Annotated in this window: 25 protein-coding genes; 12 read left to right on the top strand and 13 right to left on the bottom strand. The window is 54.0% G+C overall.

The window, feature by feature from the left end:
* The first annotated feature begins 130 nt into the window (after positions 1-130).
* The 4 genes from rplM (at position 131) to sspB (ending at position 2441) form a co-directional block, all read left to right on the top strand.
* Positions 131-559: a 50S ribosomal protein L13 gene (gene rplM, locus F3J29_RS20270; RefSeq protein ID WP_008454874.1), complete on the top strand. Its 429-nt coding sequence runs from the start codon at positions 131-133 to the stop codon at positions 557-559.
* Positions 560-574: 15 nt separating this feature from the next.
* Complete coding sequence (gene rpsI / locus F3J29_RS20265; RefSeq protein WP_000829818.1) at positions 575-967, top strand: 30S ribosomal protein S9; 393 nt, start codon at positions 575-577, stop codon at positions 965-967.
* Between the two features lie 328 nt (positions 968-1295).
* Complete coding sequence (gene sspA, locus F3J29_RS20260) at positions 1296-1937, top strand: stringent starvation protein SspA (protein WP_061276135.1); 642 nt, start codon at positions 1296-1298, stop codon at positions 1935-1937.
* A gap of 3 nt (positions 1938-1940) precedes the next feature.
* The gene (sspB, locus tag F3J29_RS20255; RefSeq protein ID WP_166868814.1) at positions 1941-2441 is read left to right on the top strand and encodes a ClpXP protease specificity-enhancing factor; all 501 of its coding nucleotides are present in this window, start codon (positions 1941-1943) and stop codon (positions 2439-2441) included.
* Positions 2442-2521: 80 nt separating this feature from the next.
* On the opposite strand, the gene F3J29_RS20250 is transcribed toward sspB, so the two are convergent.
* The gene (locus F3J29_RS20250) at positions 2522-3940 is read right to left on the bottom strand and encodes a glutamate synthase small subunit (RefSeq protein WP_039298208.1); all 1419 of its coding nucleotides are present in this window, start codon (positions 3938-3940) and stop codon (positions 2522-2524) included.
* 9 nt (positions 3941-3949) lie between these two features.
* Entirely contained in the window at positions 3950-8410 is a 4461-nt protein-coding gene (gene gltB, locus F3J29_RS20245) for a glutamate synthase large subunit (protein ID WP_166868803.1), read from the bottom strand.
* A 679-nt stretch (positions 8411-9089) separates the two neighbouring features.
* Here gltB and mnmL point away from each other — a divergent pair.
* The 5 genes from mnmL (at position 9090) to F3J29_RS20220 (ending at position 15187) form a co-directional block, all read left to right on the top strand.
* On the top strand, positions 9090-10022 hold the full coding sequence (gene mnmL / locus F3J29_RS20240; RefSeq protein WP_166868802.1) for a tRNA modification radical SAM protein MnmL/YtqA: 933 nt from the start codon (positions 9090-9092) through the stop codon (positions 10020-10022).
* Between the two features lie 61 nt (positions 10023-10083).
* Complete coding sequence (gene arcB / locus F3J29_RS20235; RefSeq protein ID WP_166868800.1) at positions 10084-12426, top strand: aerobic respiration two-component sensor histidine kinase ArcB; 2343 nt, start codon at positions 10084-10086, stop codon at positions 12424-12426.
* Positions 12427-12657: 231 nt separating this feature from the next.
* Entirely contained in the window at positions 12658-13311 is a 654-nt protein-coding gene (elbB, locus tag F3J29_RS20230; protein WP_166868799.1) for an isoprenoid biosynthesis glyoxalase ElbB, read from the top strand.
* A complete protein-coding gene (mtgA, locus tag F3J29_RS20225; RefSeq protein WP_166868797.1) occupies positions 13308-14036 on the top strand; it encodes a monofunctional biosynthetic peptidoglycan transglycosylase in 729 nt (242 codons plus the stop codon). Before elbB ends, mtgA begins: the two co-directional genes overlap by 4 nt.
* 14 nt (positions 14037-14050) lie before the next feature.
* Complete coding sequence (locus F3J29_RS20220) at positions 14051-15187, top strand: glycerate kinase (RefSeq protein WP_166868796.1); 1137 nt, start codon at positions 14051-14053, stop codon at positions 15185-15187.
* A 17-nt stretch (positions 15188-15204) separates the two neighbouring features.
* Here the strand turns inward: F3J29_RS20220 and npr are convergent, their stop codons facing one another.
* The 11 genes from npr to F3J29_RS20165 all read right to left on the bottom strand — a co-directional run bounded on the left by npr (position 15205) and on the right by F3J29_RS20165 (position 23130).
* Positions 15205-15477 (bottom strand): PTS phosphocarrier protein NPr, encoded by a 273-nt coding sequence (gene npr / locus F3J29_RS20215; RefSeq protein ID WP_008454837.1) that lies wholly within the window; start codon positions 15475-15477, stop codon positions 15205-15207.
* Positions 15474-16328: an RNase adapter RapZ gene (gene rapZ, locus F3J29_RS20210; protein WP_008454836.1), complete on the bottom strand. Its 855-nt coding sequence runs from the start codon at positions 16326-16328 to the stop codon at positions 15474-15476. Before rapZ ends, npr begins: the two co-directional genes overlap by 4 nt.
* A gap of 46 nt (positions 16329-16374) precedes the next feature.
* Entirely contained in the window at positions 16375-16872 is a 498-nt protein-coding gene (gene ptsN / locus F3J29_RS20205) for a PTS IIA-like nitrogen regulatory protein PtsN (RefSeq protein ID WP_039298192.1), read from the bottom strand.
* A gap of 81 nt (positions 16873-16953) precedes the next feature.
* A complete protein-coding gene (gene hpf / locus F3J29_RS20200) occupies positions 16954-17241 on the bottom strand; it encodes a ribosome hibernation promoting factor (protein ID WP_008454833.1) in 288 nt (95 codons plus the stop codon).
* 22 nt (positions 17242-17263) lie between these two features.
* Positions 17264-18697: an RNA polymerase factor sigma-54 gene (gene rpoN, locus F3J29_RS20195; RefSeq protein WP_166868794.1), complete on the bottom strand. Its 1434-nt coding sequence runs from the start codon at positions 18695-18697 to the stop codon at positions 17264-17266.
* A gap of 48 nt (positions 18698-18745) precedes the next feature.
* On the bottom strand, positions 18746-19471 hold the full coding sequence (lptB, locus tag F3J29_RS20190; RefSeq protein WP_008454830.1) for an LPS export ABC transporter ATP-binding protein: 726 nt from the start codon (positions 19469-19471) through the stop codon (positions 18746-18748).
* 6 nt (positions 19472-19477) lie between these two features.
* Positions 19478-20029 (bottom strand): lipopolysaccharide ABC transporter substrate-binding protein LptA, encoded by a 552-nt coding sequence (lptA, locus tag F3J29_RS20185; RefSeq protein ID WP_166868792.1) that lies wholly within the window; start codon positions 20027-20029, stop codon positions 19478-19480.
* Positions 19998-20570 carry an LPS export ABC transporter periplasmic protein LptC gene (gene lptC / locus F3J29_RS20180; protein WP_166868790.1) on the bottom strand — a complete coding sequence of 191 codons (573 nt, stop codon included), beginning with the start codon at positions 20568-20570 and terminating at the stop codon, positions 19998-20000. The genes lptA and lptC overlap by 32 nt, the downstream gene beginning before the upstream one ends.
* Positions 20567-21133: a 3-deoxy-manno-octulosonate-8-phosphatase KdsC gene (gene kdsC, locus F3J29_RS20175; protein ID WP_166868789.1), complete on the bottom strand. Its 567-nt coding sequence runs from the start codon at positions 21131-21133 to the stop codon at positions 20567-20569. Before kdsC ends, lptC begins: the two co-directional genes overlap by 4 nt.
* A gap of 16 nt (positions 21134-21149) precedes the next feature.
* Positions 21150-22136: an arabinose-5-phosphate isomerase KdsD gene (gene kdsD, locus F3J29_RS20170; RefSeq protein ID WP_166868788.1), complete on the bottom strand. Its 987-nt coding sequence runs from the start codon at positions 22134-22136 to the stop codon at positions 21150-21152.
* A gap of 16 nt (positions 22137-22152) precedes the next feature.
* The gene (locus tag F3J29_RS20165; RefSeq protein WP_166868786.1) at positions 22153-23130 is read right to left on the bottom strand and encodes a calcium/sodium antiporter; all 978 of its coding nucleotides are present in this window, start codon (positions 23128-23130) and stop codon (positions 22153-22155) included.
* Positions 23131-23359: 229 nt separating this feature from the next.
* Between F3J29_RS20165 and mlaF the strand changes: the two genes are divergently transcribed.
* Genes mlaF through mlaD form a run of 3 tightly spaced genes read left to right on the top strand, consistent with a single transcriptional unit; the run spans position 23360 to position 25521 of the window.
* Positions 23360-24175 carry a phospholipid ABC transporter ATP-binding protein MlaF gene (gene mlaF, locus F3J29_RS20160; protein ID WP_166868785.1) on the top strand — a complete coding sequence of 272 codons (816 nt, stop codon included), beginning with the start codon at positions 23360-23362 and terminating at the stop codon, positions 24173-24175.
* Between the two features lie 7 nt (positions 24176-24182).
* A complete protein-coding gene (gene mlaE, locus F3J29_RS20155) occupies positions 24183-24965 on the top strand; it encodes a lipid asymmetry maintenance ABC transporter permease subunit MlaE (protein WP_166868783.1) in 783 nt (260 codons plus the stop codon).
* A gap of 4 nt (positions 24966-24969) precedes the next feature.
* Positions 24970-25521, top strand: coding sequence for an outer membrane lipid asymmetry maintenance protein MlaD (mlaD, locus tag F3J29_RS20150; protein ID WP_166868781.1), 552 nt, complete (start codon positions 24970-24972; stop codon positions 25519-25521).

The following is a 25521-nucleotide window of genomic DNA, read 5'->3' as shown; positions in this document are numbered from 1 at the left end:
CAAAACTTTTGTCGTGCCGGCATAGGCTATTCGAAGGGGTAGGTTTGCTGGACAATGTCGCGTGAACCTCGACTGATTTTAAACGTTTGGGTGTTCACCAACGTGTAACTATATATTGGGTAAGCTTTTAATGAAAACTTTTACAGCTAAACCAGAAACTGTACAGCGCGACTGGTACGTCGTTGATGCTGAAGGTAAGACCTTAGGTCGTCTGGCTACTGAACTGGCTCGCCGTCTGCGCGGTAAGCACAAAGCGGAATACACTCCGCACGTTGATACTGGTGATTACATCATCGTTCTGAACGCTGACAAAGTTGCTGTAACCGGCAACAAGCGTACTGACAAAGTGTACTACCACCACACCGGCCACATCGGTGGTATCAAACAAGCGACCTTTGAAGAGATGATTGCCCGCCGTCCTGAGCGTGTGATTGAAATCGCGGTTAAAGGCATGCTGCCAAAGGGCCCGCTGGGTCGTGCAATGTTCCGTAAACTGAAAGTTTACGCGGGCACCGAGCACAACCACGCGGCACAGCAACCGCAAGTTCTGGACATTTAATCGGGATTATAGGCAATGGCTGAAAATCAATACTACGGCACTGGTCGCCGCAAAAGTTCCGCAGCTCGCGTGTTTATCAAACCGGGCAACGGCAAAATCGTTATCAACCAACGTTCTCTGGAACAGTACTTCGGTCGTGAAACTGCCCGCATGGTAGTTCGTCAGCCGCTGGAACTGGTCGACATGGTTGAGAAACTGGATCTGTACATCACCGTTAAAGGTGGTGGTATCTCTGGTCAGGCTGGTGCGATCCGTCACGGTATCACCCGCGCTCTGATGGAGTACGATGAGTCCCTGCGTTCCGAGCTGCGTAAAGCTGGCTTCGTTACCCGTGATGCTCGTCAGGTTGAACGTAAGAAAGTCGGTCTGCGTAAAGCACGTCGTCGTCCTCAGTTCTCCAAACGTTAATTGTTCTCTGCCTGTTCAGGCAGCAAGACAGTTGGCAAAAAACCCGGTCCTGGTACCGGGTTTTTTTATGCCTGTAATTTATATTATTGCTTCTAACATTTTGAAATAATTTGCCTTTCAGGCAAATTCAATATACGACCACCACAAAACCAGTAAAATCTGGTAAACTATCATCCAATTTTCTGCCCAAATGTCGGCATCCGGTTGTTTTCGCCCCTGATAAGGCGTCAGCGATGTTTCGGCGGAGCATTGGGTAATAAACGGTCAGGTTATTAGTCGCCGCTTGCGGCTATTAGCAGTAATTTTCTGGATAAACTTGGAGGTTTTCATGGCTGTCGCTGCCAACAAACGTTCGGTGATGACGCTGTTTTCCGGTCCTACTGACATCTATAGCCACCAGGTACGTATCGTCCTGGCTGAGAAAGGTGTTAGCGTTGAAATTGAGCATGTGGAAACGGATAACCTGCCTCAGGATCTGATTGACCTTAACCCCAATCACAGCGTACCGACCCTGGTTGACCGCGAGCTGACGCTGTGGGAATCCCGCATCATCATGGAATATCTTGATGAGCGTTTCCCGCACCCACCTTTGATGCCGGTTTACCCGGTTGCGCGTGGTGAAAGCCGTCTGTACATGCACCGCATTGAGAAAGACTGGTATACCCTGATGAACGTGGTGATGAACGGCTCCGCGCAGGAAGCGGAAGCCGCGCGTAAGCAGCTGCGTGAAGAGCTGTTAAGCATTGCCCCGGTATTTACCCAGAAGCCTTTCTTCCTGAGCGACGAGTTCAGCCTGGTAGACTGCTATCTGGCTCCGCTGCTGTGGCGCTTGCCGCAGATGGGCATTGAGCTGACGGGCGCTGGTTCTAAAGAGATGAAAGGGTACATGACACGCGTTTTCGAGCGTGACTCCTTCCTGGCCTCTTTGACCGAACCCGAGCGCGAAATGCGTCTGCAGACCCGAGGCTAATTGATGGATATGTCGCAGCTGTCGCCGCGCCGTCCTTATCTGCTGCGGGCCTTTTATGAGTGGCTGCTGGATAACCAGCTCACGCCGCACCTGGTGGTGGATATCACGCTGCCGGGCGTGCAGGTTCCGATGGAGTATGCGCGTGATGGGCAAATTGTACTGAACATCGCGCCGCGTGCCGTAGGGAATCTGGAGTTGGCCAATGACGAAGTGCGCTTTAACGCGCGTTTCGGCGGCGTACCTCGCCAGGTTAACGTACCTATGGCCGCCGTTCTGGCTATCTATGCACGTGAAAATGGCGCGGGCACCATGTTTGAGCCGGAAGCGGGCTATGATGAAGACGCTGAAAGCCACAATGATGACCAGCCGGTAGTGGGTGAGACTGAAACAGTTATGCAGGTTATTGACGGCGATCGCCCCGATCGCGGCGATGATGACAATAACCCGGATGACGATCCGCCGCCGCCTCGCGGTGGCCGCCCCGCACTGCGCGTGGTGAAATAATAAAAAGCCAGTCGAAAGACTGGCTTTTTTTATCGGGGATTCGGCGCAATCTGGCAGCCGGAACCGCCAGATTTTAACGATTATACTTCCAGGAAGTTCAGGATCCCGTCTGCGGCTTTACGCCCTTCAGCAATAGCGGTGACCACCAGATCGGAACCGCGAACCGCATCGCCACCGGCGAAGATTTTCGGGTTGCTGGTCTGGAAAGCGTTCTCGCTAGCTTCTGGAGCGAGAATGCGCCCCTGGCTGTCCAGCTCAACGCTGTGCTGCTCCAGCCACGTCATGCTATGAGGACGGAAACCGAAGGCCATTACCACCGCATCGGCAGGCAGTACGTGCTCGGAGCCAGCAACGATTTCCGGGCGACGACGGCCATTAGCATCCGGCGCGCCCAGCTCTGTACGAGCCACTTTCACACCGCACACCCGGCCATTCGCGTTAATTTCCACGCCCAGCGGCTGCAGGTTGAACTGGAACTCCACGCCTTCTTCGCGCGCGTTTTTAACTTCGCGTTTAGAACCCGGCATGTTTTCTTCGTCACGACGGTAAGCACAGGTCACGTGGGTTGCTCCCTGGCGAACTGAAGTACGCACGCAGTCCATAGCGGTGTCCCCGCCGCCCAGCACGACAACGCGTTTGCCTTCCATGCTGACATACGGCTCTTCAGCCGTTTCGCTGAAGCCCATGATTTGCTTGGTATTGGCGATGAGGAACGGCAGGGCGTCATACACGCCAGGCGCGTCTTCATTTTCAAGGCCACCGCGCATCGACTGATAGGTGCCGACGCCCAGGAATACGGAATCGTATTCGCTAAGCAGCTCATCCATCTGCACGTCGCGGCCAACCTCGGTATTGAGTTTGAATTCAATCCCCATCCCGCTGAAGATTTCGCGACGCTTGGTCATTACCTCTTTTTCCAGCTTAAAGGCTGGAATACCGAAGGTCAGCAGACCGCCGATTTCTGGGTGTCGGTCGTAAACCACCGCCTTCACGCCGTTACGTGCCAGAACGTCAGCGCAGGCAAGCCCGGCAGGGCCTGCACCGATGATAGCCACGCGTTTACCGGTTTGCTTCACGCCGGTCAGATCCGGCTTCCAGCCCATCTCAATCGCTTTATCGTTGATATAGCGCTCGATGTTGCCGATGGTTACCGCCCCGAACTCGTCGTTCAGCGTACAGGAGCCTTCGCAAAGGCGATCCTGCGGGCAGACGCGGCCGCAGACTTCCGGCAGGCTGTTGGTCTGGTGAGACAGCTCGGCTGCCTCAATAATGCGCCCCTCATTGGCAAGTTTCAGCCAGTTTGGAATGTAGTTATGAACCGGGCACTTCCACTCGCAGTACGGGTTGCCGCAGGAGAGGCAGCGGTCGGCCTGCGCCTTGGCCTGTCCCTCAGAGAACGGCTCGTAGATTTCCACAAATTCAATTTTGCGGATCTTCAGCGGCTTCTTCGGCGGATCAACGCGCTGCAAGTCGATAAATTGATAAACGTTTTGACTCATCGTGACCTCTTACTGCGCCTGCACCCGCAGCTCAGCTGCGGAACGACTGCGGTGACCCAACAATGCTTTAACATCACTGGACTTCGGTTTAACCAGGGTGAATTTCGAGGCGAATGTCGGCCAGTTGGCCAGGATTTCTTCGCCGCGCTGGGAGCCGGTCAGCTGAACGTGTTCGGTGATCATGCCTCGCAGGTGCTCTTCATGAATCGCCAGCTCTTCCACATTCAGTAATTCAACCAGTTCCGGGTTCACGCGTTTGCGGAATTCACCGTCTTCGTCCAGTACGTAGGCGAAACCGCCCGTCATACCAGCCCCGAAGTTAACCCCCGTTTTGCCCAGAATACAGACGATGCCGCCGGTCATGTATTCACAGCCGTTATCGCCGATGCCTTCAACCACGGTGATCGCCCCGGAGTTACGCACCGCGAAACGCTCGCCTGCACGGCCTGCGGCATACATCTTCCCGCCGGTGGCGCCGTACAGGCAGGTGTTGCCGATAATGGTCGCCTCGTGGCTGCGGAAGGCTGAGCCTACCGGTGGACGCAGAGAAATCAGCCCGCCCGCCATACCTTTACCGACATAGTCGTTGGCATCGCCGGTCAGGTGCAGCTCAACGCCGCCCGCGTTCCATACGCCGAAGCTCTGGCCTGCGGTGCCGTTAAAGTGCGCCTTGATTGGGTCAGACGCCAGGCCTTGATCGCCATGTTGCTGGGCAATGTAGCCGGAGAGCGAAGCTCCAATCGAACGGTCGGTGTTGCGGATATCAAACCAGAACGTTTTGCTCTGTTTATCATCCACATAAGCCTGAGCCTGGTTCAGCAGCTGTGCGTTAAGGTCACCCTTATCGAACGGCGGGTTATGCTCGGTGCAGTACACCGCTTTGCCCGGCATCGGTTCAGCCGTTTTCAGCAGGGCAGACAAATCCAGCTTCTGCTGCTTAGCGGTAAACCCGTCCAGCTCTTTTAACAGGTCGGTACGGCCAATCAAATCAACCAGGCGTTTCACGCCCAGCAGCGCCATCAGTTCGCGGGTTTCGCGAGCGATGAATTCAAAGTAGTTGGTTACTTTGAACGGCAGGCCGTGGTAATGGTTTTTACGCAGTTTGTCATCCTGAGTTGCCACGCCGGTAGCGCAGTTGTTCAGGTGACAAATTCGCAGGTATTTACAACCCAGCGCAACCATTGGTCCGGTACCGAAGCCGAAGCTTTCCGCCCCAAGAATGGCTGCCTTGATGATGTCGAGCCCGGTTTTCAGGCCGCCGTCCACCTGCAGGCGAATTTTATGGCGCAGGCCGTTCGCCACCAGAGCCTGCTGGGTTTCCACCAGACCAAGCTCCCACGGGCAGCCCGCGTATTTCACGGATGACAGCGGACTTGCGCCGGTGCCGCCGTCGTAGCCAGCAATAGTAATCAGGTCGGCATAGGCCTTGGCTACGCCCGTCGCGATGGTGCCGACGCCCGGTTCGGAAACCAGTTTCACGGAAATCATCGCCTTCGGGTTAACCTGTTTCAGGTCGAAAATCAGCTGCGCCAGATCCTCGATAGAGTAGATATCGTGGTGAGGCGGAGGTGAAATCAGCGTCACGCCCGGCACGGAGTAGCGCAGTTTGGCGATGTAAGGCGTGACTTTATCGCCCGGCAGCTGGCCGCCTTCGCCCGGCTTCGCGCCTTGCGCGACTTTAATCTGGATAACATCGGCGTTAACCAGATAGGCTGGCGTTACGCCGAAGCGACCGGAAGCGACCTGCTTGATACGGGACACTTTATTGGTGCCGTAGCGGGCCGGATCTTCGCCGCCTTCGCCGGAGTTAGAGTTCCCGCCGATGCTGTTCATCGCTTCAGCCAGGGATTCGTGTGCTTCCGGACTCAGGGCGCCGATGGACATTGCCGCGGTATCAAAGCGTTTGAACAGCTCGGTCGCGGGCTCAACGTCTTCAATTTTGACGGACTCATCCTGCGGATTCAGCGCAAGCATATCGCGCAGCGTGGCGACAGGGCGCTCGTTTACCAGTTTTGCGTATTGCTGGTAGTCGCTGTATTCACCGCTCTGCACCGCTTTTTGCAGCGTCTGCACTACGTCCGGGTTATAGGCGTGGTATTCCCCGCCGTGAACGAACTTCAGCTGGCCGCCCTGATCCAACGGCTTACGTACCAGCCAGGCGCGTTTGGACAGGTTCAGCAGATCCTGCTGGAAGTCGCCAAAGCCTGCTCCGCCGATGCGGCTGACCGCGCCCTGGAAGCAAAGCTCGGACACTTCTTTATGCAGACCCACAGCTTCGAACAGCTTAGAGCAACGGTAAGAGGCGATAGTCGAGATGCCCATTTTGGACATGATCTTGTACAGCCCTTTGTTGATGCCGTTACGGTAGTTCTGCATCACGGTGCGGTAGTTTTTGTCGATAGCGCCGTTGTCGACAAGCTTCGCCAGGGTTTCATAGGCGAGGTACGGGTAGATGGCGGTCGCGCCGAAGCCCAGCAGCACGGCGAAGTGATGCGGATCGCGGGCGCTGGCGGTTTCAACAATGATGTTGGCATCGCAGCGCAGGCTCTTCTCAACGAGGCGAGTCTGGATGGCGCCCACGGCCATCGGAGCCGGAACCGGCAGGCGATTTTTCGCAATATTACGGTCGGACAACACCAGCAAGACGGTGCCATTGCGAACCATGCGTTCAGCTTCGTCGCACAGCGCCATCACGGTCTCATGCAGCGACTTCTCGGTCACGTCATAGGTGATGTCGAGCGTATCGGCGCGATAATGCTCTTCTTCCAGCGTGGTGAGCTGCTGGAAATCAGACCACAGCAGAATCGGCGATTTGAAGCTCAGGCGGTGCGCCTGGCCTTCTGCTTCACAGAAGACGTTCATTTCACGGCCAATGCTGGTGGCCAGGGACATGACGTGCGCTTCACGCAGCGGATCGATTGGCGGGTTGGTCACCTGCGCAAACTGCTGACGGAAATAGTCGTAAATAATGCGTGGCTGGCTGGAAAGCACGGCAAATGGGGTGTCATCGCCCATTGAACCCACGGCTTCCTGGCCATTCTCGCCCAGCACGCGGATCACTGAATCCAGCTCTTCGCTGCTGTAGTTAAACTGTTTCTGGTAGCTGGCAAGCGTGTCGTCGTCCAGCTCACGCGCACCCACTTTTTCGTCCGGCAGATCTTCAAACGGCACCAGGCGGCGAACGTTGTTCTCCATCCACTCTTTATACGGATGGCGGCTTTTCAGCTCGGCATCGGTTTCCGCAGAATGCAGAATGCGCCCGACACGGGTGTCGATAACCATCAGCTCACCCGGGCCAACGCGGCCTTTCTCAACCACTTCATCCGGCTGGTAGTCCCAGATCCCGACTTCAGAGGCACAGGTGATGAGTTTGTCTTTGGTGATCACGTAGCGCGCCGGACGCAGGCCGTTGCGATCCAGGTTACAGGCGGCGAAACGCCCGTCGGACATTACGATACCGGCCGGGCCATCCCACGGTTCCATATGCATGGAGTTAAAGTCGAAGAAGGCACGCAGCTCAGGATCCATGTTCGGGTTGTTCTGCCACGCAGGCGGAACCAGCAGACGCATGGCGCGCACGATATCCATCCCGCCCGCCAGCAGCAGCTCAAGCATGTTATCCATGGAGCTGGAGTCGGAGCCGGTTTCGTTCACGAACGGCGCAGCGTCGTGCAGATCGGGGATCAGCGGCGTCTGGAATTTATAGGTACGGGCTCGCGCCCACTGGCGGTTACCGGTGATGGTGTTGATTTCACCATTGTGCGCCAGATAGCGGAATGGCTGAGCCAGCGGCCAGCGAGGCACGGTGTTGGTGGAGAAGCGCTGGTGGAACAGGCAAATGGCCGATTCCAGGCGCAGATCCGCCAGGTCCAGGTAGAAGCGCGGCAGGTCAGCCGGCATACACAGACCTTTATAAATGTTCACCAGGTTAGACAGGCTGCAGATATAGAAGTCTTTATCTTCCTGGATGCGTTTTTCGATACGGCGACGGGCGATAAACAGGCGGCGTTCCATATCACGAGGGCGCCAGCCCGCCGGGGCGTTAACGAAAATTTGTTCAATACGTGGCAGAGAGGAGAGGGCGATTTCACCGAGCACGTCTTTGTTCACCGGCACTTCACGCCAGCCAACAATAGACAGGGTTTCGTTTTGCAGCTCTTCTTCAACAATGCGGCGGCTGGCGCGGGCAAGCGCGTCATCCTGGTTCAAGAAAATCATTCCAACGGCATAGTTCTTGGCCAAACGCCACTGGCGTTCTTCTGCAACAATGCGGAAGAAACGATCGGGTTTTTGCAGCAACAGGCCACAGCCGTCGCCGGTTTTACCGTCGGCAAGGATGGCACCACGGTGCTGCATACGGGCTAGCGCGTGAATAGCGGTACGCACTACCTTGTGGCTAGGTTCGCCTTCTATGTGGGCGATCAGGCCGAAACCACAGTTATCCTTCTCAAGGGATTTATCGTACAACATATCAGTGAACCTCCCCAGGCTCTACGTTACTCCCAACCGTTTGCGCGTGGACGCAGCAAGGGCATGGCGACGGGGTTTGCGCATCATACGCTTGCCTCGCGTGTCGCCCTCTTAATGTCCAACGCATCCGGTGTCACAAGTGTTGAGGACTTGCTTTAGAGGGAATCTCAATTACTGCATAAATATGATGGGCACAGAACCCATCCAGAAAGCTTCCAGCGGATTTCCAACTTATCGGGAAAGAGCACACAGGTCAAATGGCATTCTTATTTATACAGAACCGTGCTAAGAGATGATTAACGCTATGAATATAATGGTTTTTTGTTCTTTTTTGAGCGTGAAGGAACTGCGGTGAAGGCCGAGTGTTATGTGATCGTCCTCACTATCCGGAAGGCCATGAAACTCCAGACCATGCTGGCATGAATGATATTGCCAGCATGATATGCTGCTTAATCCCTACAGGGTGCAGCATGACACTGTTTTTCACCGTTCGTCATATTCTTTAAATAAAGGGTGGCGTCATAAGGAAAAGTAATCAAGATCAGTGTGAATAGAGTTGCACTTATTTTGATTTTATATGCAATAGATAAGGCTGCGCCGAAGCGATTGATCCAGGTCATCGCCGGTGCGAGAAGAAAATGGCAGGCTAGGCCCCTTTTTCGGGACGGCCCATCAGATTATGCAGTTACAGAAATTAGTCAATATGTTTGGCGGCGATCTCTCTCGTCGCTATGGGCAAAAAGTCCATAAACTCACGCTGCATGGCGGTTTCAGCTGCCCCAATCGCGATGGCACTATCGGGCGAGGCGGCTGTACTTTTTGCAACGTGGCCTCTTTTGCCGACGAAGCGCAGCAGCACAATTCCATTGCCGAACAGCTCGCACACCAGGCCAGCCGGGTAAACCGCGCCCAGCGCTATCTGGCCTATTTCCAGGCCTATACCAGTACCTGGGCTGAAGTGCAGGTGTTGCGGTCGATGTACCAGCAAGCGGTGAGCCAGACCAGCATTGTGGGGCTGTGCGTTGGTACCCGGCCCGATTGCGTGCCCGAGAGCGTGCTGGATTTGCTAAGCGATTATCATGCGCAGGGCTATGAAGTGTGGCTGGAGCTGGGGTTACAGACGGCGAATGACAAAACGCTGCACCGTATCAACCGTGGGCACAATTTTGCCTGTTATCAGGAGACTACCCGCCGGGCCCGAGCGAGGGGGTTAAAGGTTTGCAGCCATCTGATTGTCGGTTTACCGGGTGAAGGCCAGCAGCAATGTATGGACACGCTGGAGAAGGTGGTTGACACCGGCGTGGACGGCCTGAAGCTGCACCCTCTGCATATCGTTGACGGCAGTATTATGGCGAAAAGCTGGCGAGCCGGTCGCCTTGAAGGGATTGCGCTGAATGAGTATGTGGTCACTGCGGGAGAAATGATTCGCCATACGCCGCTTGATGTGGTGTTCCATCGTATTTCGGCTCATGCCCGACGCCCAACCTTGCTTGCCCCTTTATGGTGTGAAAACCGCTGGGCCGCGATGGTGGATATCGACAGGTATTTGCAGACGCACGGGGCGCAGGGGTCAGCGCTGGGCATGCCTTGGGATCTCTCAGCTCTTTCGTAAATCCTGAGCCCGGTTCCTTTTTGCGGTATATTTAGCGCATCCAAGACGAAGGAATCGTTCCATGAAGCAAATTCGGTTGTTGGCGCAGTATTACGTTGATCTTATGGTGAAGCTGGGGCTGGTGCGCTTCTCCCTGCTGCTGGCCTCGGCGCTGGTCGTGCTGGCGATGGTGGTGCAAATGGCCGTCACCATGCTGCTGAGCGGCCAGGTTGAAAGTATCGATGTTGTCCGCTCTATCTTCTTTGGTTTGTTGATTACACCCTGGGCGGTTTACTTCCTGTCAGTTGTGGTTGAGCAGCTTGAGGAGTCCAGGCAGCGGCTGTCGAAGCTGGTGGAAAAGCTGGAGGAGATGCGCGAGCGCGACCTCATTCTGAACGTGCAGCTAAAGGACAATATCGCTCAATTAAACCAGGAAATTGCCGACCGCGTGAAAGCGGAGGCCGAGCGTCAGACCATGCTGGAGCAGCTTAAAGTTGAGATGCAGGAGCGTGAAGAGACGCAAATCCGGCTCGAGCAGCAATCTTCTTTCCTGCGCTCTTTCCTTGATGCTTCGCCCGATCTGGTCTTCTATCGCAACGAAGACCGGGAGTTTTCAGGCTGCAACCGGGCGATGGAGTTACTGACCGGCAAGAGCGAGAAACAGCTTATCCATCTCAAGCCGCAGGATGTGTACTCTGCCGAAGCCGCTGAGAAAGTGCTGGAAACAGACGAAAAAGTGTTTCGTCATAATGTCTCTCTGACCTATGAGCAGTGGCTGGATTACCCGGATGGCCGCAAAGCCTGCTTTGAAATCCGTAAAGTGCCTTATTACGACCGCGTCGGTAAACGCCACGGGCTGATGGGCTTTGGCCGTGATATTACCGAGCGTAAACGCTATCAGGATGCGCTGGAGCGAGCGAGCCGGGATAAGACCACCTTTATCTCTACCATCAGCCACGAGCTGCGTACGCCGCTGAATGGCATTGTCGGCCTGAGCCGCATCCTGCTGGACACCGATCTCACCGCCGAGCAGACCAATTACCTGAAAACGATCCACGTGTCTGCCATTACGTTGGGAAATATTTTCAACGATATCATTGATATGGATAAGCTCGAGCGCCGCAAAGTGCAGCTCGATAACCAGCCGGTGGATTTCACCAGCTTCCTTGCCGATTTGGAAAACCTCTCAGGCCTGCAGGCTCAGCAGAAAGGGCTATCGTTTGTGATGGATCCAACGCTGCCGCTGCCGCACAAGGTGGTGACTGACGGGACGCGTCTGCGCCAAATCCTCTGGAATCTAATCAGCAATGCCGTGAAGTTCACGCCGAAAGGGGGATTAGTCACGGTGCGCGTTCGCTATGAAGAAGAGAGCTGCCTGCGCTTTGACGTTCAGGATTCCGGGATTGGTATTCCGGTAGACGAGCAGGACAAAATCTTTGCCATGTACTATCAGGTTAAAGATAGCCACGGCGGCAAGCCTGCGACCGGAACCGGGATTGGGCTGGCGGTTTCTCGCCGTCTGGCAAAAAGTATGGGCGGAGACATTACCGTCACCAGCAAGCCGGGTGAAGGCTCGCTGTTCACGCTGACCGTCCAGGCGCCGAGCGTGGCCGAGGAAGTGGAGGACACGCTGGAAGATGACGATATGCCGCTGCCTGCCCTGCATGTTCTGCTGGTGGAGGATATTGAGCTTAACGTCATCGTTGCGCGTTCGGTGCTCGAGAAATTGGGGAACAGCGTTGACGTAGCAATGACCGGGAAAGACGCGCTGGAGATGTTTATACCGGGCGAATATGACCTGGTGCTGCTGGATATCCAGCTGCCGGATATGACTGGCCTGGATATTTCCCGCGAGCTGAATAAACGCTTTAGCAAAAATGAGCTGCCGCCGCTGGTGGCGCTAACGGCCAACGTGCTGAAAAACAAGACTGAGTATCTTGAGGCCGGGATGGATGACGTGCTGAGTAAGCCGCTCGCCGTACCTGCCTTGATGTCGATGATCCAAAAATTCTGGGATAACCAGATAACGGACAAGGAGCCTGTGGTGACAAAAGTCGATAGTGAAAAACAGCAAGCGTTACTCGATATTCCGATGCTCGAACAATATATCGAGCTGGTGGGGCCAAAACTCATTACTGATGGCCTGGCGATGTTTGAAAAAATGATGCCGGGTTATTTAGAGGTTCTCGATTCGAATATGACCGCGCGGGATAACAAGGGCGTGGTGGAAGAGGGACATAAAATTAAAGGCGCGGCAGGCTCAGTGGGTTTGCGGCATTTACAGCAGGTTGCCCAGCAAATTCAGTCTCCGGATCTACCTGCGTGGTCAGATAATGTCGGTGAATGGATCGAGGAGCTGAAACAAGAGTGGCAACATGATGTTAGCGTATTAAAAGCCTGGGTTGCGGACGCTGGAAAAAAATGACCCCGGCCAGGCCGGGGTGCGCGAATACTGCGCCAACACCAGGGAAAACAGGGTTGCGCCTTTTTTAGCGTTGAATTATTGAACGGCACAACCAGCAATTCGCGGGCTGTCAGCCATATAAGATAGCAAACCTTAAAATATTTGTTACGTGAATCAGTAAAATATGTGAAGCATAGCGATCAAATTAACGTGGCTGATACTGATTCACCCGGAACGAAAAGGAACTGACGGATGAAAAAAATAGGCGTAGTGCTGAGCGGCTGTGGGGTTTATGACGGCAGTGAGATTCATGAGGCCGTATTAACGCTGTTGGCCATTTCCCGCTCTGGTGCTGAAGCCATTTGCTTCGCGCCGGAGAAACCTCAGTCTGATGTGGTCGATCATTTAACCGGTGAGCCTGCGACAGAGACTCGAGATGTGCTGGTGGAAGCGGCGCGTATCACCCGCGGCAATATTCAGCCGTTGCGTGAAGCTTTGTCTGAAAACCTTGACGCATTGATTGTGCCCGGCGGTTTTGGCGCGGCAAAAAATCTAAGCACTTTTGCTGCAAAGGGGGCGGATTGTGAGGTGGATGCCGATCTCCGCCGCGTGGCGCGGGAGTGCCACGAACAGGGCAAGCCGCTCGGTTTTATGTGTATTGCCCCGGCGATGCTGCCAAAGATTCTGGATATGCCTCTGCGTCTGACCATCGGCACCGACATTGATACCGCGGAGCTACTGGAAGCCATGGGGGCTGAACATGTTCCTTGCCCGGTGGATGATATCGTGGTGGACGAAGAACAGAAGGTTGTCACCACCCCTGCTTACATGCTCGCGCAAAATATCGCTGAGGCCGCTGTCGGGATCGACAAGCTGGTTGCCCGCGTGCTGGAACTTAGCGAATGAGTAAAGGGCGTTTCGCGCCGTGGCAGTGGGTTAAACGCTGGCTGCTGAAAGCTTTTCTGGCGGTTTTGGCCGTATGGTTCATGGGCATCCTGGCCTTCCGCTTCCTCCCGGTGCCTTTTTCCGCAGTGATGGTGGAGCGGCAGTTCAGCGCGTGGTTCAGCGGTAATTTTAGTTACGTTGCCCATTCTGACTGGGTTGCCATGGATGATATTTCTCCGTGGATGGGACTGGCGGTGATCGCCTCTGAGGATCAAAAGTTTCCCGAACACTGGGGCTTTGATACCGATGCCATAGAAAAGGCGCTGGCTCATAATGAACGCAACGAAAAAAGGGTACGGGGTGCCTCGACGCTTTCTCAACAAACTGCAAAGAATCTGTTCCTCTGGGATGGACGGAGCTGGCTACGTAAAGGCCTGGAAGCCGGCCTGACGGTGGGGATTGAAACCGCGTGGAGCAAGCGGCGTATTCTGACGGTGTATCTCAATATTGCCGAATTTGGTGAAGGTGTTTTCGGCGTGGAAGAAGCCTCCCATCGCTACTTCAACAAGCCCGCCAGCCGCCTGACGCCTGCCGAAGCAGCGTTGCTCGCCGCCGTCCTGCCTAACCCCATTCGTTTTAAAGCCAATGCGCCTTCAGGCTATATTCGCCAGCGCCAGCAGTGGATTTTGCGGCAGATGCGCCAGCTGGGCGGAGAGTCATTCCTCGAGCAACACAACCTGAACTAGCCCCGGAGCCCTGAATGAAAATTGTCATCGCCCCCGATTCTTTCAAAGAGAGCCTGAGCGCGATGCAGGTCGCCGAGGCCATTGAGCAAGGTTTTCGCGAGATTTACCCGGATGCAGAGTATATCAAGCTGCCGATGGCCGACGGAGGAGAAGGGACCGTTGAATCAATGGTTGCCGCGACACACGGGAAAATCATTCCGGTAACGGTGACCGGCCCGCTGGAGCTGCCTGTTGACGCTTTCTTTGGCATAACGGGCGACGGCGAGACGGCCATCATTGAAATGGCGGCCGCTTCAGGACTGCATCTGGTGCCGCCCGAAAAACGAAATCCGCTGCTGACTGGCACTTTTGGCACCGGGGAGCTTATTCTGGCGGCGCTGGATCGCGGCGCACGTAAAATCATTATTGGTATCGGCGGCAGCGCGACCAACGACGGCGGGGCCGGCATGATGCAGGCGCTGGGCGTCAGGCTTCGTGATGCACAGGGTAATGCGCTTTGTGCAGGCGGTGCTGCCCTGGCTGGGCTGGCAGAGATTGATGTTAGCCAATTGGATGCCCGCCTGGCACAGTGCGACATTCTGGTTGCCTGTGATGTCGATAATCCGCTGTGCGGTGAACGCGGTGCGTCGGCGGTTTTTGGGCCGCAGAAAGGCGCTACGCCCGAACAGGTTATGCAGCTCGATGCTGCACTCAGGCATTATGGTGAACAGCTGGAGCGCATCAGCGGTAAGGATGTGATTACCGTGGCAGGTGCCGGGGCAGCAGGAGGTATGGGGGCATCTTTGTTTGGTTTACTTCATGCCCGCCTGCAGCCTGGCGTGGAAATTGTCACCGAAGCTTTGCGGCTTGCCGAGGCTGTTCATGGGGCGGATCTGGTTATCACCGGAGAAGGGCGTATAGACAGCCAGACCATTTATGGCAAAACGCCGATAGGCGTGGCGAGAGTGGCAAAGCGTTTTCAGGTGCCGGTTATCGCGCTGGCTGGAGGCATGACGACTGATTACGGCGTAGTCCATCAGCACGGTCTCGACGCCGTTTTCTCGGTGCTTAATCGGGTTCAGACGCTGCCGGAGGCGTTGGAAAAGGCGGGCGAGAATATTTGCGTGACAGCGCGTAACGTTGCCGCAGTATGGAAAATAGGGCGCGGTTAGATCCGCGCACGCAGCGGTTAGTCTTCGTCAAATCCGGCATTGAACAGAGCAATCACAGCCGCCAGGGCTTGCTCTTCTTCCGGGCCTGTGACTTCTATTTCGATGTGGCCTCCTTTGGCGGAGTCCAGCATCAGGAGGGCAATCACGCTGCTGGCTTCAGCTTCTGTACCCGCTTCGTTTCTCAGCATCACTTCTGCGTCAAAACTCTGTACCAGCTCAAACAGTTTCATCGCCGGGCGCGCGTGCATGCCCAGTTTGTTGGTGATTTCAACGGTCTGCTTTACGCTCATGTTTTACGTTTTTCCAGCGTACGGTGACGGGACTGGACGTTCTTCCCGCGTGAGCGGAAGTAGTCGGCCAGCTGCTCTGCAATATAAACCGAACGGTGTTTACCGCCGGTACAGCCAATCGCCACTGTCAGGTAGCTACGGTTGTTGGTTTCCAGCATCGGTAACCATAACTCAAGATAGCTGCGGGTCTGGTAGATAAAATTGTGTACTTCTGTGTGCCTGTCGAGGAAGGCGGCGACCGGGCGATCGAGGCCGGTCATTGGACGGAGTTTTGGATCCCAGTGCGGGTTCGGAAGAAAGCGCACGTCGAACACATAATCGGCGTCAATCGGTATGCCATGCTTAAAGCCGAAAGACTCGAACACCATGGTGAGCTCGCGTTCACGTTTACCCAGCAGACGAGTACGCAGCATCTCCGCCAGTTCGTGTACCGACATTTCGGAGGTGTCGATGATCAGATCCGCGCGGGATTTTAGCGGTTCGAGGAGATCGCTTTCTTCGTCAATGGCACTTTCCAAAGAGAGATTTTTACTGGAAAGCGGATGAAGGCGGCGCGTGTCACTGTAGCGGCGAATCAGTGTATTACGATCGGCATCAAGGAACAGTAACTGCGGAGAAAAAGCGTCCGGCAGGCTGTCCATCGCGTGCTCGAAGATTTCCGGCGACTCCGGCATGTTGCGCACGTCGATGCTGACCGCGGCAGAGATTTGCCGATCGGCAAGCGTTTTTGCCAGCTCTGGCAACAGGACAACCGGCAGGTTATCCACGCAGTAGAATCCCATATCTTCCAGTGCGCGCAAGGCTACAGACTTCCCTGAACCTGAGCGGCCGCTGACAATCATCAGCACCATGTAATCATTCCCCCGATTTATCTGTCTGAGACATCAAACGCGCCGATTATTCATTTTCGCTGTCGTTATCGACTTCTGTTTCAGTAATTATCTGGTAAAGCTCTTCGTCGCTGCTGGCTGAGCGCAGTCTGCGACAAATGGTTTTATCCGCCAGACGCTTAGCTACCAGAGAAAGCGTGTGCAGATGGGTTTTTGTCTGATCGGCAGGCACCAGTAACGCAAATAACAGGTCAACGGGTTGATTGTCGATGGCATCAAAAGCGATTGGCGTTTCCAGTTGAATAAAGACGCCGACGGCGCGAAGCGTATCTTCCTCCAGCTTGCCGTGAGGAATGGCGATACCGTTGCCAATGCCGGTACTGCCCATACGTTCACGGGTCAGGACGGCTTCGAAAACGACCTGCGGTGGAAGGCCAAGTTGTTTGGCTGCCAGTTCGCTGATGATTTCCAGCGCGCGTTTTTTACTCTGGCAGTGGACGCCACTGCGAGTACATTCCTGGTTAAGGACATTGCTCAGTTGTAGAGCCGAATCGTTGTTCATCATAAGTTCACCTAAGCACTTTTGTGCAAACGGCCCGCGACTTAAGCAGCGGGCCGGCCATATGCACATCGGATGCCCGGATTATCAGTGTTGTTTTAGTTTATCTTTATGTTTCGTTAACTGTCGGGCCAGTTTATCAATCAGGCCGTCAATCGCCGCATACATGTCCTGGCCTTCGGCGCTGGCATGTAGTTCTCCACCGTTCACATGCAGCGTAGCATCCGCTGTATGGGTGACTTTTTCCACCTTTAATACAATATAGACCTGGTTGATTCTTTCGAAGTACTGCTCCAGTTTGGCAAACTTCGAGTTCAGAAATTCACGCAGTGCCTCAGTGATCTCGACGTTTTGTCCCGTAATGTTGAGCTGCATAGTGTCTTCCTTATCGGTGAAGTCACACCAGCTGTTTACGCTGGTTTGACGGTGGAATGGATAAAGACTCTCGGTACTTCGCAACTGTGCGGCGCGCCACCATAATACCTTGATCCGACAGCATTGAGGTTAACTTACTGTCGCTCAGCGGTTTGGCGGGGTTTTCCGCAGCAATTAACTTCTTCACCAGCGCCCGAATTGCCGTGGAGGAGGCTTCGCCGCCGCCTTCGGTATTGACGTGACTGGAGAAGAAATATTTCAATTCAAAGATGCCGCGTGGGCTGTGCAAATATTTCTGAGTGGTTACCCTCGAGATTGTTGACTCGTGCATGTCTACTGCCTGAGCAATATCGGCCAGCACCATCGGCTTCATGTGCTCTTCACCATGCTCAAAGAAGGCCTGCTGTTGTTCGACAATGCATCGGCTCACGCGCAATAACGTATCATTGCGGCTTTCCAGGCTTTTAATCAACCATTTCGCTTCCTGCAGGTTACTGCGGATGAACTGTGAATCGCTGTCATTGCGTGTGCTGCCGCTCATGGCTGCGTATTGCTGGTTGATTTTGAGGCGAGGGATGCTGTCTGCGTTAAGCTCTACAACCCAGCGCGTCAGGTGTTTGCGCACGAGTACATCAGGAATAACATACTCAGGCTCGCCCGTTTGGATCGACTGGCCGGGGCGAGGATCAAGGGACTGAATCAGGCACATGGCCTCTTTAAGCGCGTCCTCTTTGATACGCGTGACCCGCATCAGCGTCCGAAAGTCGTGATTTGCCAGCAGATCCAAATGGTCACTAACGATAAGCCGGGCTTCCGCCAGCCATGGAGTCTCTTTGGCATACTGAGAAAGCTGAATTAACAGGCAATCGCGTAAGTCCCGTGCTGCTACGCCGACGGGATCAAAACGTTGGATGCGTTTGAGGACGGCTTCCACTTCGTCAAGGCTCACATCGTCGTGGCCCAGACTCTCCAGGATGTCTTCCAGGGGGACGGTGAGATACCCGGTTTCATCCACGGCATCGACAATAGACGTCGCAATAGCGGCGTCAGTATCGGAAAATGGCGTCAAATCAACCTGCCACATCAGGTAGTCCTGCAGTGACTGGGTGGTCTCGCCCTGGTAGACGGGCAGCTCGTCGTCCAGATAGTCAGTTCCCGTGCCTGAAGGCGTTCCAGCGGTGTAAATTTCATCCCAACTGGCATCCAGCGGCAGCTCATCGGGCATCTCTTTCTGCTCGAGGGCTTCACGGGTATCCATTGCTTCGCTCTCAGGCACTTCCTGAGTATCGATCTCATCATGCAGGTCGGTTTGCTCAAGCAATGGATTACTGTCCAGTGCCTGCTGGAGTTCTTGCTGAAGCTCTAACGTTGAGAGCTGTAGCAGACGGATGGCCTGCTGCAGCTGGGGCGTCATAGCAAGTTGTTGGCTAAGCCGTAATTGCAAACCTTGCTTCATGTTCAGAGCAAACGTCCTCAAATAAGTCGTGTAAGACTTCCCACCCTATCAGAGTCTGAACTCTTCGCCCAGATAGACTCGCTTAACTTGCTCGTCTTCAAGGATTTCTTCCGGTGTGCCGTGGGCAATCAAGTGCCCCTGGCTAACGATGTAGGCGCGTTCGCAAACGGCGAGCGTTTCGCGGACGTTGTGGTCGGTAATCAATACGCCGAGGCCGCTGTCACGAAGGTGCTCGATAATGCGTTTGATATCAATAACGGAAATAGGGTCAACCCCGGCAAAGGGTTCATCCAGCAAAATGAATTTCGGGTTTGCCGCAAGCGCGCGAGCAATTTCTACGCGACGGCGTTCACCGCCGGACAGTGACTGCCCGAGGTTATTACGCAGGTGTGAGATGTGGAACTCTTCCATCAGCTCATTCGCGCGATCGTCACGCTGCTCTGACGTCAGGTCATCGCGAATCTGCAGCACCGCCATAAGGTTATCAAACACGCTCAGGCGGCGGAAAATGGAGGCTTCCTGCGGCAAATAACCGATGCCTCGACGCGCACGAGCATGCAGTGGCAGCAAGCTGATGTCTTCTTCATCAATAATAATATTGCCTGCATCGCGTGGCACAATGCCCACCACCATGTAAAACGTCGTGGTTTTACCGGCGCCGTTCGGCCCGAGTAACCCCACAATTTCGCCCGATTTAACGGTCAGGCTGACGTCTTCGACTACGCGGCGGCCTTTGTAGGCTTTAGCCAGGTTTTTCGCAATTAAAGTTGCCATAACGAATCAGTTACTCTTTTTCGGTGCCGGTTGCTGGCCGTTTTTGTTTTGCAGCTGAGACGGCACCAGCACGGTGGTCACGCGTTTGCCTTTCTCGCTAAACGCCTGCATTTTTTGCTCTTTCACCAGGTAGGTGATCTTGTCGCCGGTGATGTTGCTGTCCAGCTGTTCAAGGTAAGCGTTGCCGGTCAGTACAACGAAATCTTTAGCCAATTCATAATGCATGGTGGATGCGTGGCCTTGTACCGGCTTACCGCTGTCCTGCATTTGATAGAAAGTAGCAGGGTTACCGTAGCCATCAATCACCTCTTTGCCCTGCTCACCGCCTGGACGGGTCACAACGACTTTATCTGCGTTGATTTTGATAGTGCCCTGAGTCACAACCACATTGCCGGTGAAGGTCACGATATTGCCCTGCATATCGAGAGACTGCTGGTCGGATTCGATATGAATGGGTTGATCGGTATCACCGGTCAGAGCCCAGGCTGACAGCGGTACGGCAAAAAGCGAACCAAGCAGAACAAGTTTAAGGCTGAGTTTGTTTATTCTGGATTTCATATGAGGTTTTAACCTTTTCAATCAGCTGTGCAGTTTGGCTGCGTAAGTTGCCACGCATTTTCATACCACTGGAATTAAATGTGGTGCCGTACAAAGTCACCAGGTCGTCAGAAGCGACATCCTGAGTAATTAAATTCACCTGCGCATTGTCCGTCGTGATTCTACGTAACTGAGAATCAGGCGTTAGCGCTGTGACGATAACGTTGCCGTACAAATAAAGCATTTTGTCATCGGTAAGTTTGGCGCGATCCGCGTGAATTTCCCAGGTGGCGATTTTATTTTCATCGTACTGGGTCATGACCGGTTTAGTGAACCATGAAATACCCGTATCCGAGAAGTATTCAACGTGTTGAGCAATAAGCTTATAGTTCAGCGCGCCCTGTGGGTTGTATACGACTGTTGTGGAGAATTCGCTTTGGTAAGTTGGCGTATCGCTGTTAACGGTTACGCTGGGTTCGTCCTTCTCGGTCAGATTTAGACCGATAAGCACTAATGCCGCAATGGCAAGCAGGAAAATAATCCAACGTCTGGTCTTGCTCATATGGATTGCCCTTTCGCTTCATCAAGCTTGCCTTGCGCCATCAACAGAAGATCGCAGATTTCACGTACTGCACCTCGTCCACCGCTGATTCTGGTCACGTAATCCGCTTTTGGCGTCAATAAAGGGTGGGCGTCTGCAACGGCAACGCTTAAGCCGACCTGTTCCATAACTGGCCAGTCGATCAGGTCATCGCCAATGTAGGCAACCCGATCGGGAGAAAGCGCAAGCTTTGACAACAGATCGCGGAACGCCTCAAGCTTGTTGGATTGCCCTTGATAAAGGTGGGTAATGCCCAGCGTTTCGCAGCGATCTTCCAGCAGTTTTGCTTTCCTGCCTGTAATAATAGCGACTTCAATTCCGGAGGTCAGGGCGCAGCGAATGCCATAGCCATCGCGTACGTTGAAGGCTTTCAGCTCTTCACCGCTGTTACCCATGTAAATAAGGCCGTCAGACATCACGCCGTCAACGTCCAGAATCAGCAGGCGAATTTCTTTCGCCTTCGCTATGACGTGCGCGCTTACCGGCCCGTAGCAGGTATTAAGCAGCGCATCATGGTTACTCATTAAGGCTAATCCTTTTTTAAACTACGCCCGCGCGTAGCATGTCATGCATATGTACCACACCCAGCAACTGGTCGCCATCCGCGACCATAACTGAAGTAATATGGCGTGACTGCATCAGGTTTAATGCGTCCACGGCTAATGTGCCAGGGCGTACGCGAATGCCTCCCGTTGTCATGACATCCGCAATACGTAAGGTATGTAAATCAACACCCATATCGAATACACGACGTAAATCACCGTCGGTAAAGATGCCTTCAATTTTCATCAGGTCATTGCAGATGACCGTCATCCCCATATTTTTACGGGTAATCTCCAACAGAGCATCTCGCAAAGAGGCTTCTTTGCTTACGTGTGGGATATCATCACCGGTGTGCATGATATCGTTGACGCGCAGTAATAGCTTACGGCCCAGCGCCCCGCCAGGATGAGACAGAGCAAAATCTTCAGCGGTAAAACCACGGGCCTTCAGTAACGCTACGGCCAGCGCATCGCCCATAACCAGCGTTGCCGTTGTGCTGGAGGTTGGCGCGAGGCCCAGGGGGCAAGCTTCCTGAGGCACTTTGATGCACAAATGGATATCCGCTGCACGACCCATCGAGCTTTCCGGGCGGGCGGTCATGCAAATCAGCGGCACCTGAAGGCGTTTTAATACCGGAATGAGCGCCAGAATTTCGTTCGACTCGCCGGAATTAGAAATCGCCAGGACGATATCCTGTGCCGTGACCATGCCTAAATCACCGTGGCTGGCTTCTCCAGGGTGCACAAAAAAGGCTGGTGTGCCGGTGCTGGCAAAGGTTGCCGCGATTTTTTTCCCAATATGACCCGATTTTCCCATCCCCATTACAACAACTTTACCGGGACAGTAGAATATCTTCTCACAGGCTAGCGAGAAATCACCATTGATGTACTGGTCGAGTTGAGCCAGGCCTTCACGTTCAATATTGAGCACGTCTTTGCCCGCTTGTTGAAAGTCAAAACCCGGTGCTAAATCTATATGAGACATAATTCCCGTTTCCGCTTTATCCAACGACAGGTGGCGCAACGAACCACAGCACCACGATCCATATGATGAATCCACATGTTAACAGAGCGCCCGCGAGCTTGCCGATTTGGCGGGGTTTGCGCCAGCAGAGCAGGGCAAAAACAGCACTTACCGCTAACATCAACCAATAATCCCGAGCAAAAGCTAACGGGTTGAGGTGGCCCGGTGCCACCAACGCAGGAATGCCAAGCACAAACACAACGTTAAAAATGTTCGAACCGATGATATTACCAATTGCAATGTCATCTTCACCCTTGCGCGCCCCGGCTATGGCGGTCGCTAATTCCGGCAGACTGGTGCCAATCGCAATGACCGTCAAACCGATAACCAGTTCGCTTACGCCAAAATAATGGGCAAGCACTGAAGCATTATCAATGACCATCCGCGCCGCCATCGGCATAATAACCAACGCTACACCCAGCCATAAAAACGCGACGGACAGGCTGCCCTCTTGAGGGAGTTCGGCCAGCTGTTCCCGCGTCAGGCTATCAACACCCTGCCGTTCCGCAATTCGGCCTATTCTAATGATAAAGAAGAGATATAGCACCGCGATTGTCAGCAGCATGATACCTTCGGCCTGCGTCAACTCACCGTCATAGAGAAACAGACCTGCGGCGGCACTCACCGCCAACATTAGAGGCAATTCGCGACGTAGAATATCGGAATTAACGGTAAATGGGTGCAGCAGCGCGGCAAGCCCCAAAATCAGCATAATGTTGGTGATATTTGAGCCTATAGCTGTGCCGACGGCCAAATCCAGCTGGCCGTGCAGTGCTGACGTGCTGGCGATGATGATTTCAGGCAGCGAGGTGCCAATGCTGACCACCGTCATGCCGATAATCAGTGGCGGGATCCCCATACTGCGACAAAGTATCGCCGCAGCGAAAACTAAACGGTCGGCGCCATAGACCACCAGAAGTAAACCAATAATTAATAGCGCCGTAGCTAACAGCATGAAAAATCCTTTCTTAGGGTATAATCGCCGATCCTGAGGGGCTAAAGGGTCGGGCAAAACGAAGTGCAGCCTGAGCCTGGCGATAAGTCTTAATTCTGACTTTATGCGGCGAAAAAGTAAAACAAATGCCAGCTTTCGCTAACCTGCGCAGGTAATATTCTGTAAAAATGTTGGGTTTTAGCATCCCTTTGAGGCCATGCTTGCCGGCAAACATAAAAAAGGAAGGGCGATGAGTCAGACAGAAGCCAATCTGGTTGAGATCCGCGGGATGAGTTTCTCCCGCGGCGAACGCCAGATCTTCGAGAATATTTCGCTGACCGTACCACGCGGCAAGGTGACGGCGATCATGGGGCCATCGGGGATCGGTAAGACGACGCTATTGAAGCTTATTGGCGGGCAGATCCAGCCGGACAGCGGCGAGATTCTTTTTGATGGAGAGAATGTACCCTCGATGTCGCGCTCGCGGCTTTTTACCGTCCGTAAACGCATGAGTATGCTGTTCCAATCCGGCGCCTTATTTACCGATCTTAACGTGTTTGAAAACGTGGCTTATCCACTGCGTGAGCATCTTCAGTTACCAGAACCTTTATTGCACAGCACGGTGATGATGAAACTGGAAGCCGTGGGGCTTCGCGGGGCGGCTAATCTTATGCCTTCTGAATTATCGGGCGGGATGGCGCGCCGCGCTGCGTTGGCCCGTGCTATAGCACTTGAGCCAGACCTGATTATGTTTGATGAGCCCTTTGTCGGGCAGGATCCCATTACCATGGGCGTGCTGGTTAAGCTTATTTCAGAACTTAACAGCGCTCTTGGCGTCACCTGCATTGTGGTATCCCATGATGTGCCAGAAGTACTAAGTATCGCGGATTACGCTTATATTGCTGCCGATCGGCATATTGTTGCTCAAGGTAGCCCGGCGGAACTGCGTGAAAACCACGATCCGCGCGTTAGACAGTTCCTTGATGGGATCGCGGATGGCCCGGTGCCGTTCCGTTATCCAGCCGGGGATTATCAACAAGATTTATTACCTGGAACGAGGAGCTAAACTGCTCATGCTGCTAAATGCACTGGCATCTCTCGGGCGACGCGGTATAAAAACCTGCGCTTCGTTCGGGCGTGCCGGACTGATGTTATTCAACGCGCTGGTAGGGAAACCGGAGTTTCGCAAGCATGCGCCGTTGCTGGTTCGTCAGCTTTATAACGTCGGCGTACTGTCGATGCTGATCATTATGGTTTCCGGCCTGTTCATCGGGATGGTGCTTGGCTTACAGGGCTATCTGGTGCTGACAACTTACAGCGCAGAGTCAAGTCTCGGCATGCTGGTGGCGCTTTCCCTGCTCCGTGAGCTTGGCCCGGTTGTTGCGGCATTGCTGTTTGCCGGCCGTGCCGGCTCCGCATTGACGGCTGAAATTGGCCTGATGCGCGCGACGGAGCAGTTGTCCAGCATGGAAATGATGGCTGTCGATCCGCTGCGTCGTGTCGTTTCACCGCGCTTTTGGGCTGGGGTGATCTCGCTGCCGCTTTTGACGCTTATCTTCGTTGCCGTGGGCATTTGGGGTGGTGCTCTGGTGGGCGTGAACTGGAAAGGTATTGATGCCGGTTTCTTCTGGTCAGCAATGCAAAATGCAGTCTCATGGCGGCTGGATTTGGTTAACTGCGTAATTAAAAGCGTAGTCTTCGCCATTACCGTAACGTGGATTGCGTTATTCAACGGGTACGATGCTATTCCGACCTCTGCCGGGATTAGCCGGGCAACCACACGCACCGTTGTGCACGCTTCTCTGGCCGTTTTGGGCCTCGATTTTGTGCTGACAGCACTGATGTTTGGGAATTGAGTTCATGCAAACAAAGAAATTTGAAGTTTGGGTTGGTGCTTTTCTGCTGGTCGCGCTGGTCGCTATTATTTTTCTCTGCCTGAAGGTGGCGAATGTTACCTCTCTGCGTAGCGAACCGACTTATCGGGTATACGCCACCTTCGACAACATCGGTGGCCTGAAAATGAGTTCACCTGTTCGTCTTGGTGGCGTTGTTATTGGTCGCGTTGATGGTATCGCGCTTGACCCGAAAACCTATTTGCCTCGCGTAACGCTGGACATTGAGAAACGCTATAACCAGATCCCGGATACCAGCTCTCTGGCGATTCGCACCTCTGGCCTGTTGGGTGAGCAATATATTGCTCTTAACCTCGGTTTCGATGATCCGGAACTGGGGTCATCTATGCTTAAAGACGGCAGTACCATTCAGGATACGAAATCTGCTTTGGTGCTTGAGGATCTGATAGGTCAGTTCCTTTACAAAAGCGGCAACGGCGACAATAAGAATTCTGGCGATGCCGAAGCACATCCTGCAGGCCATACTGATGCCGCACCGCAGTCAGGTACTACGAATTAA

This window comes from Enterobacter sp. Cy-643 (assembly GCF_011752815.1).
In the GTDB taxonomy this organism is placed as follows: Bacteria; Pseudomonadota; Gammaproteobacteria; order Enterobacterales; family Enterobacteriaceae; genus Cedecea.
This window is presented reverse-complemented; position numbering and strand designations above follow the sequence as displayed.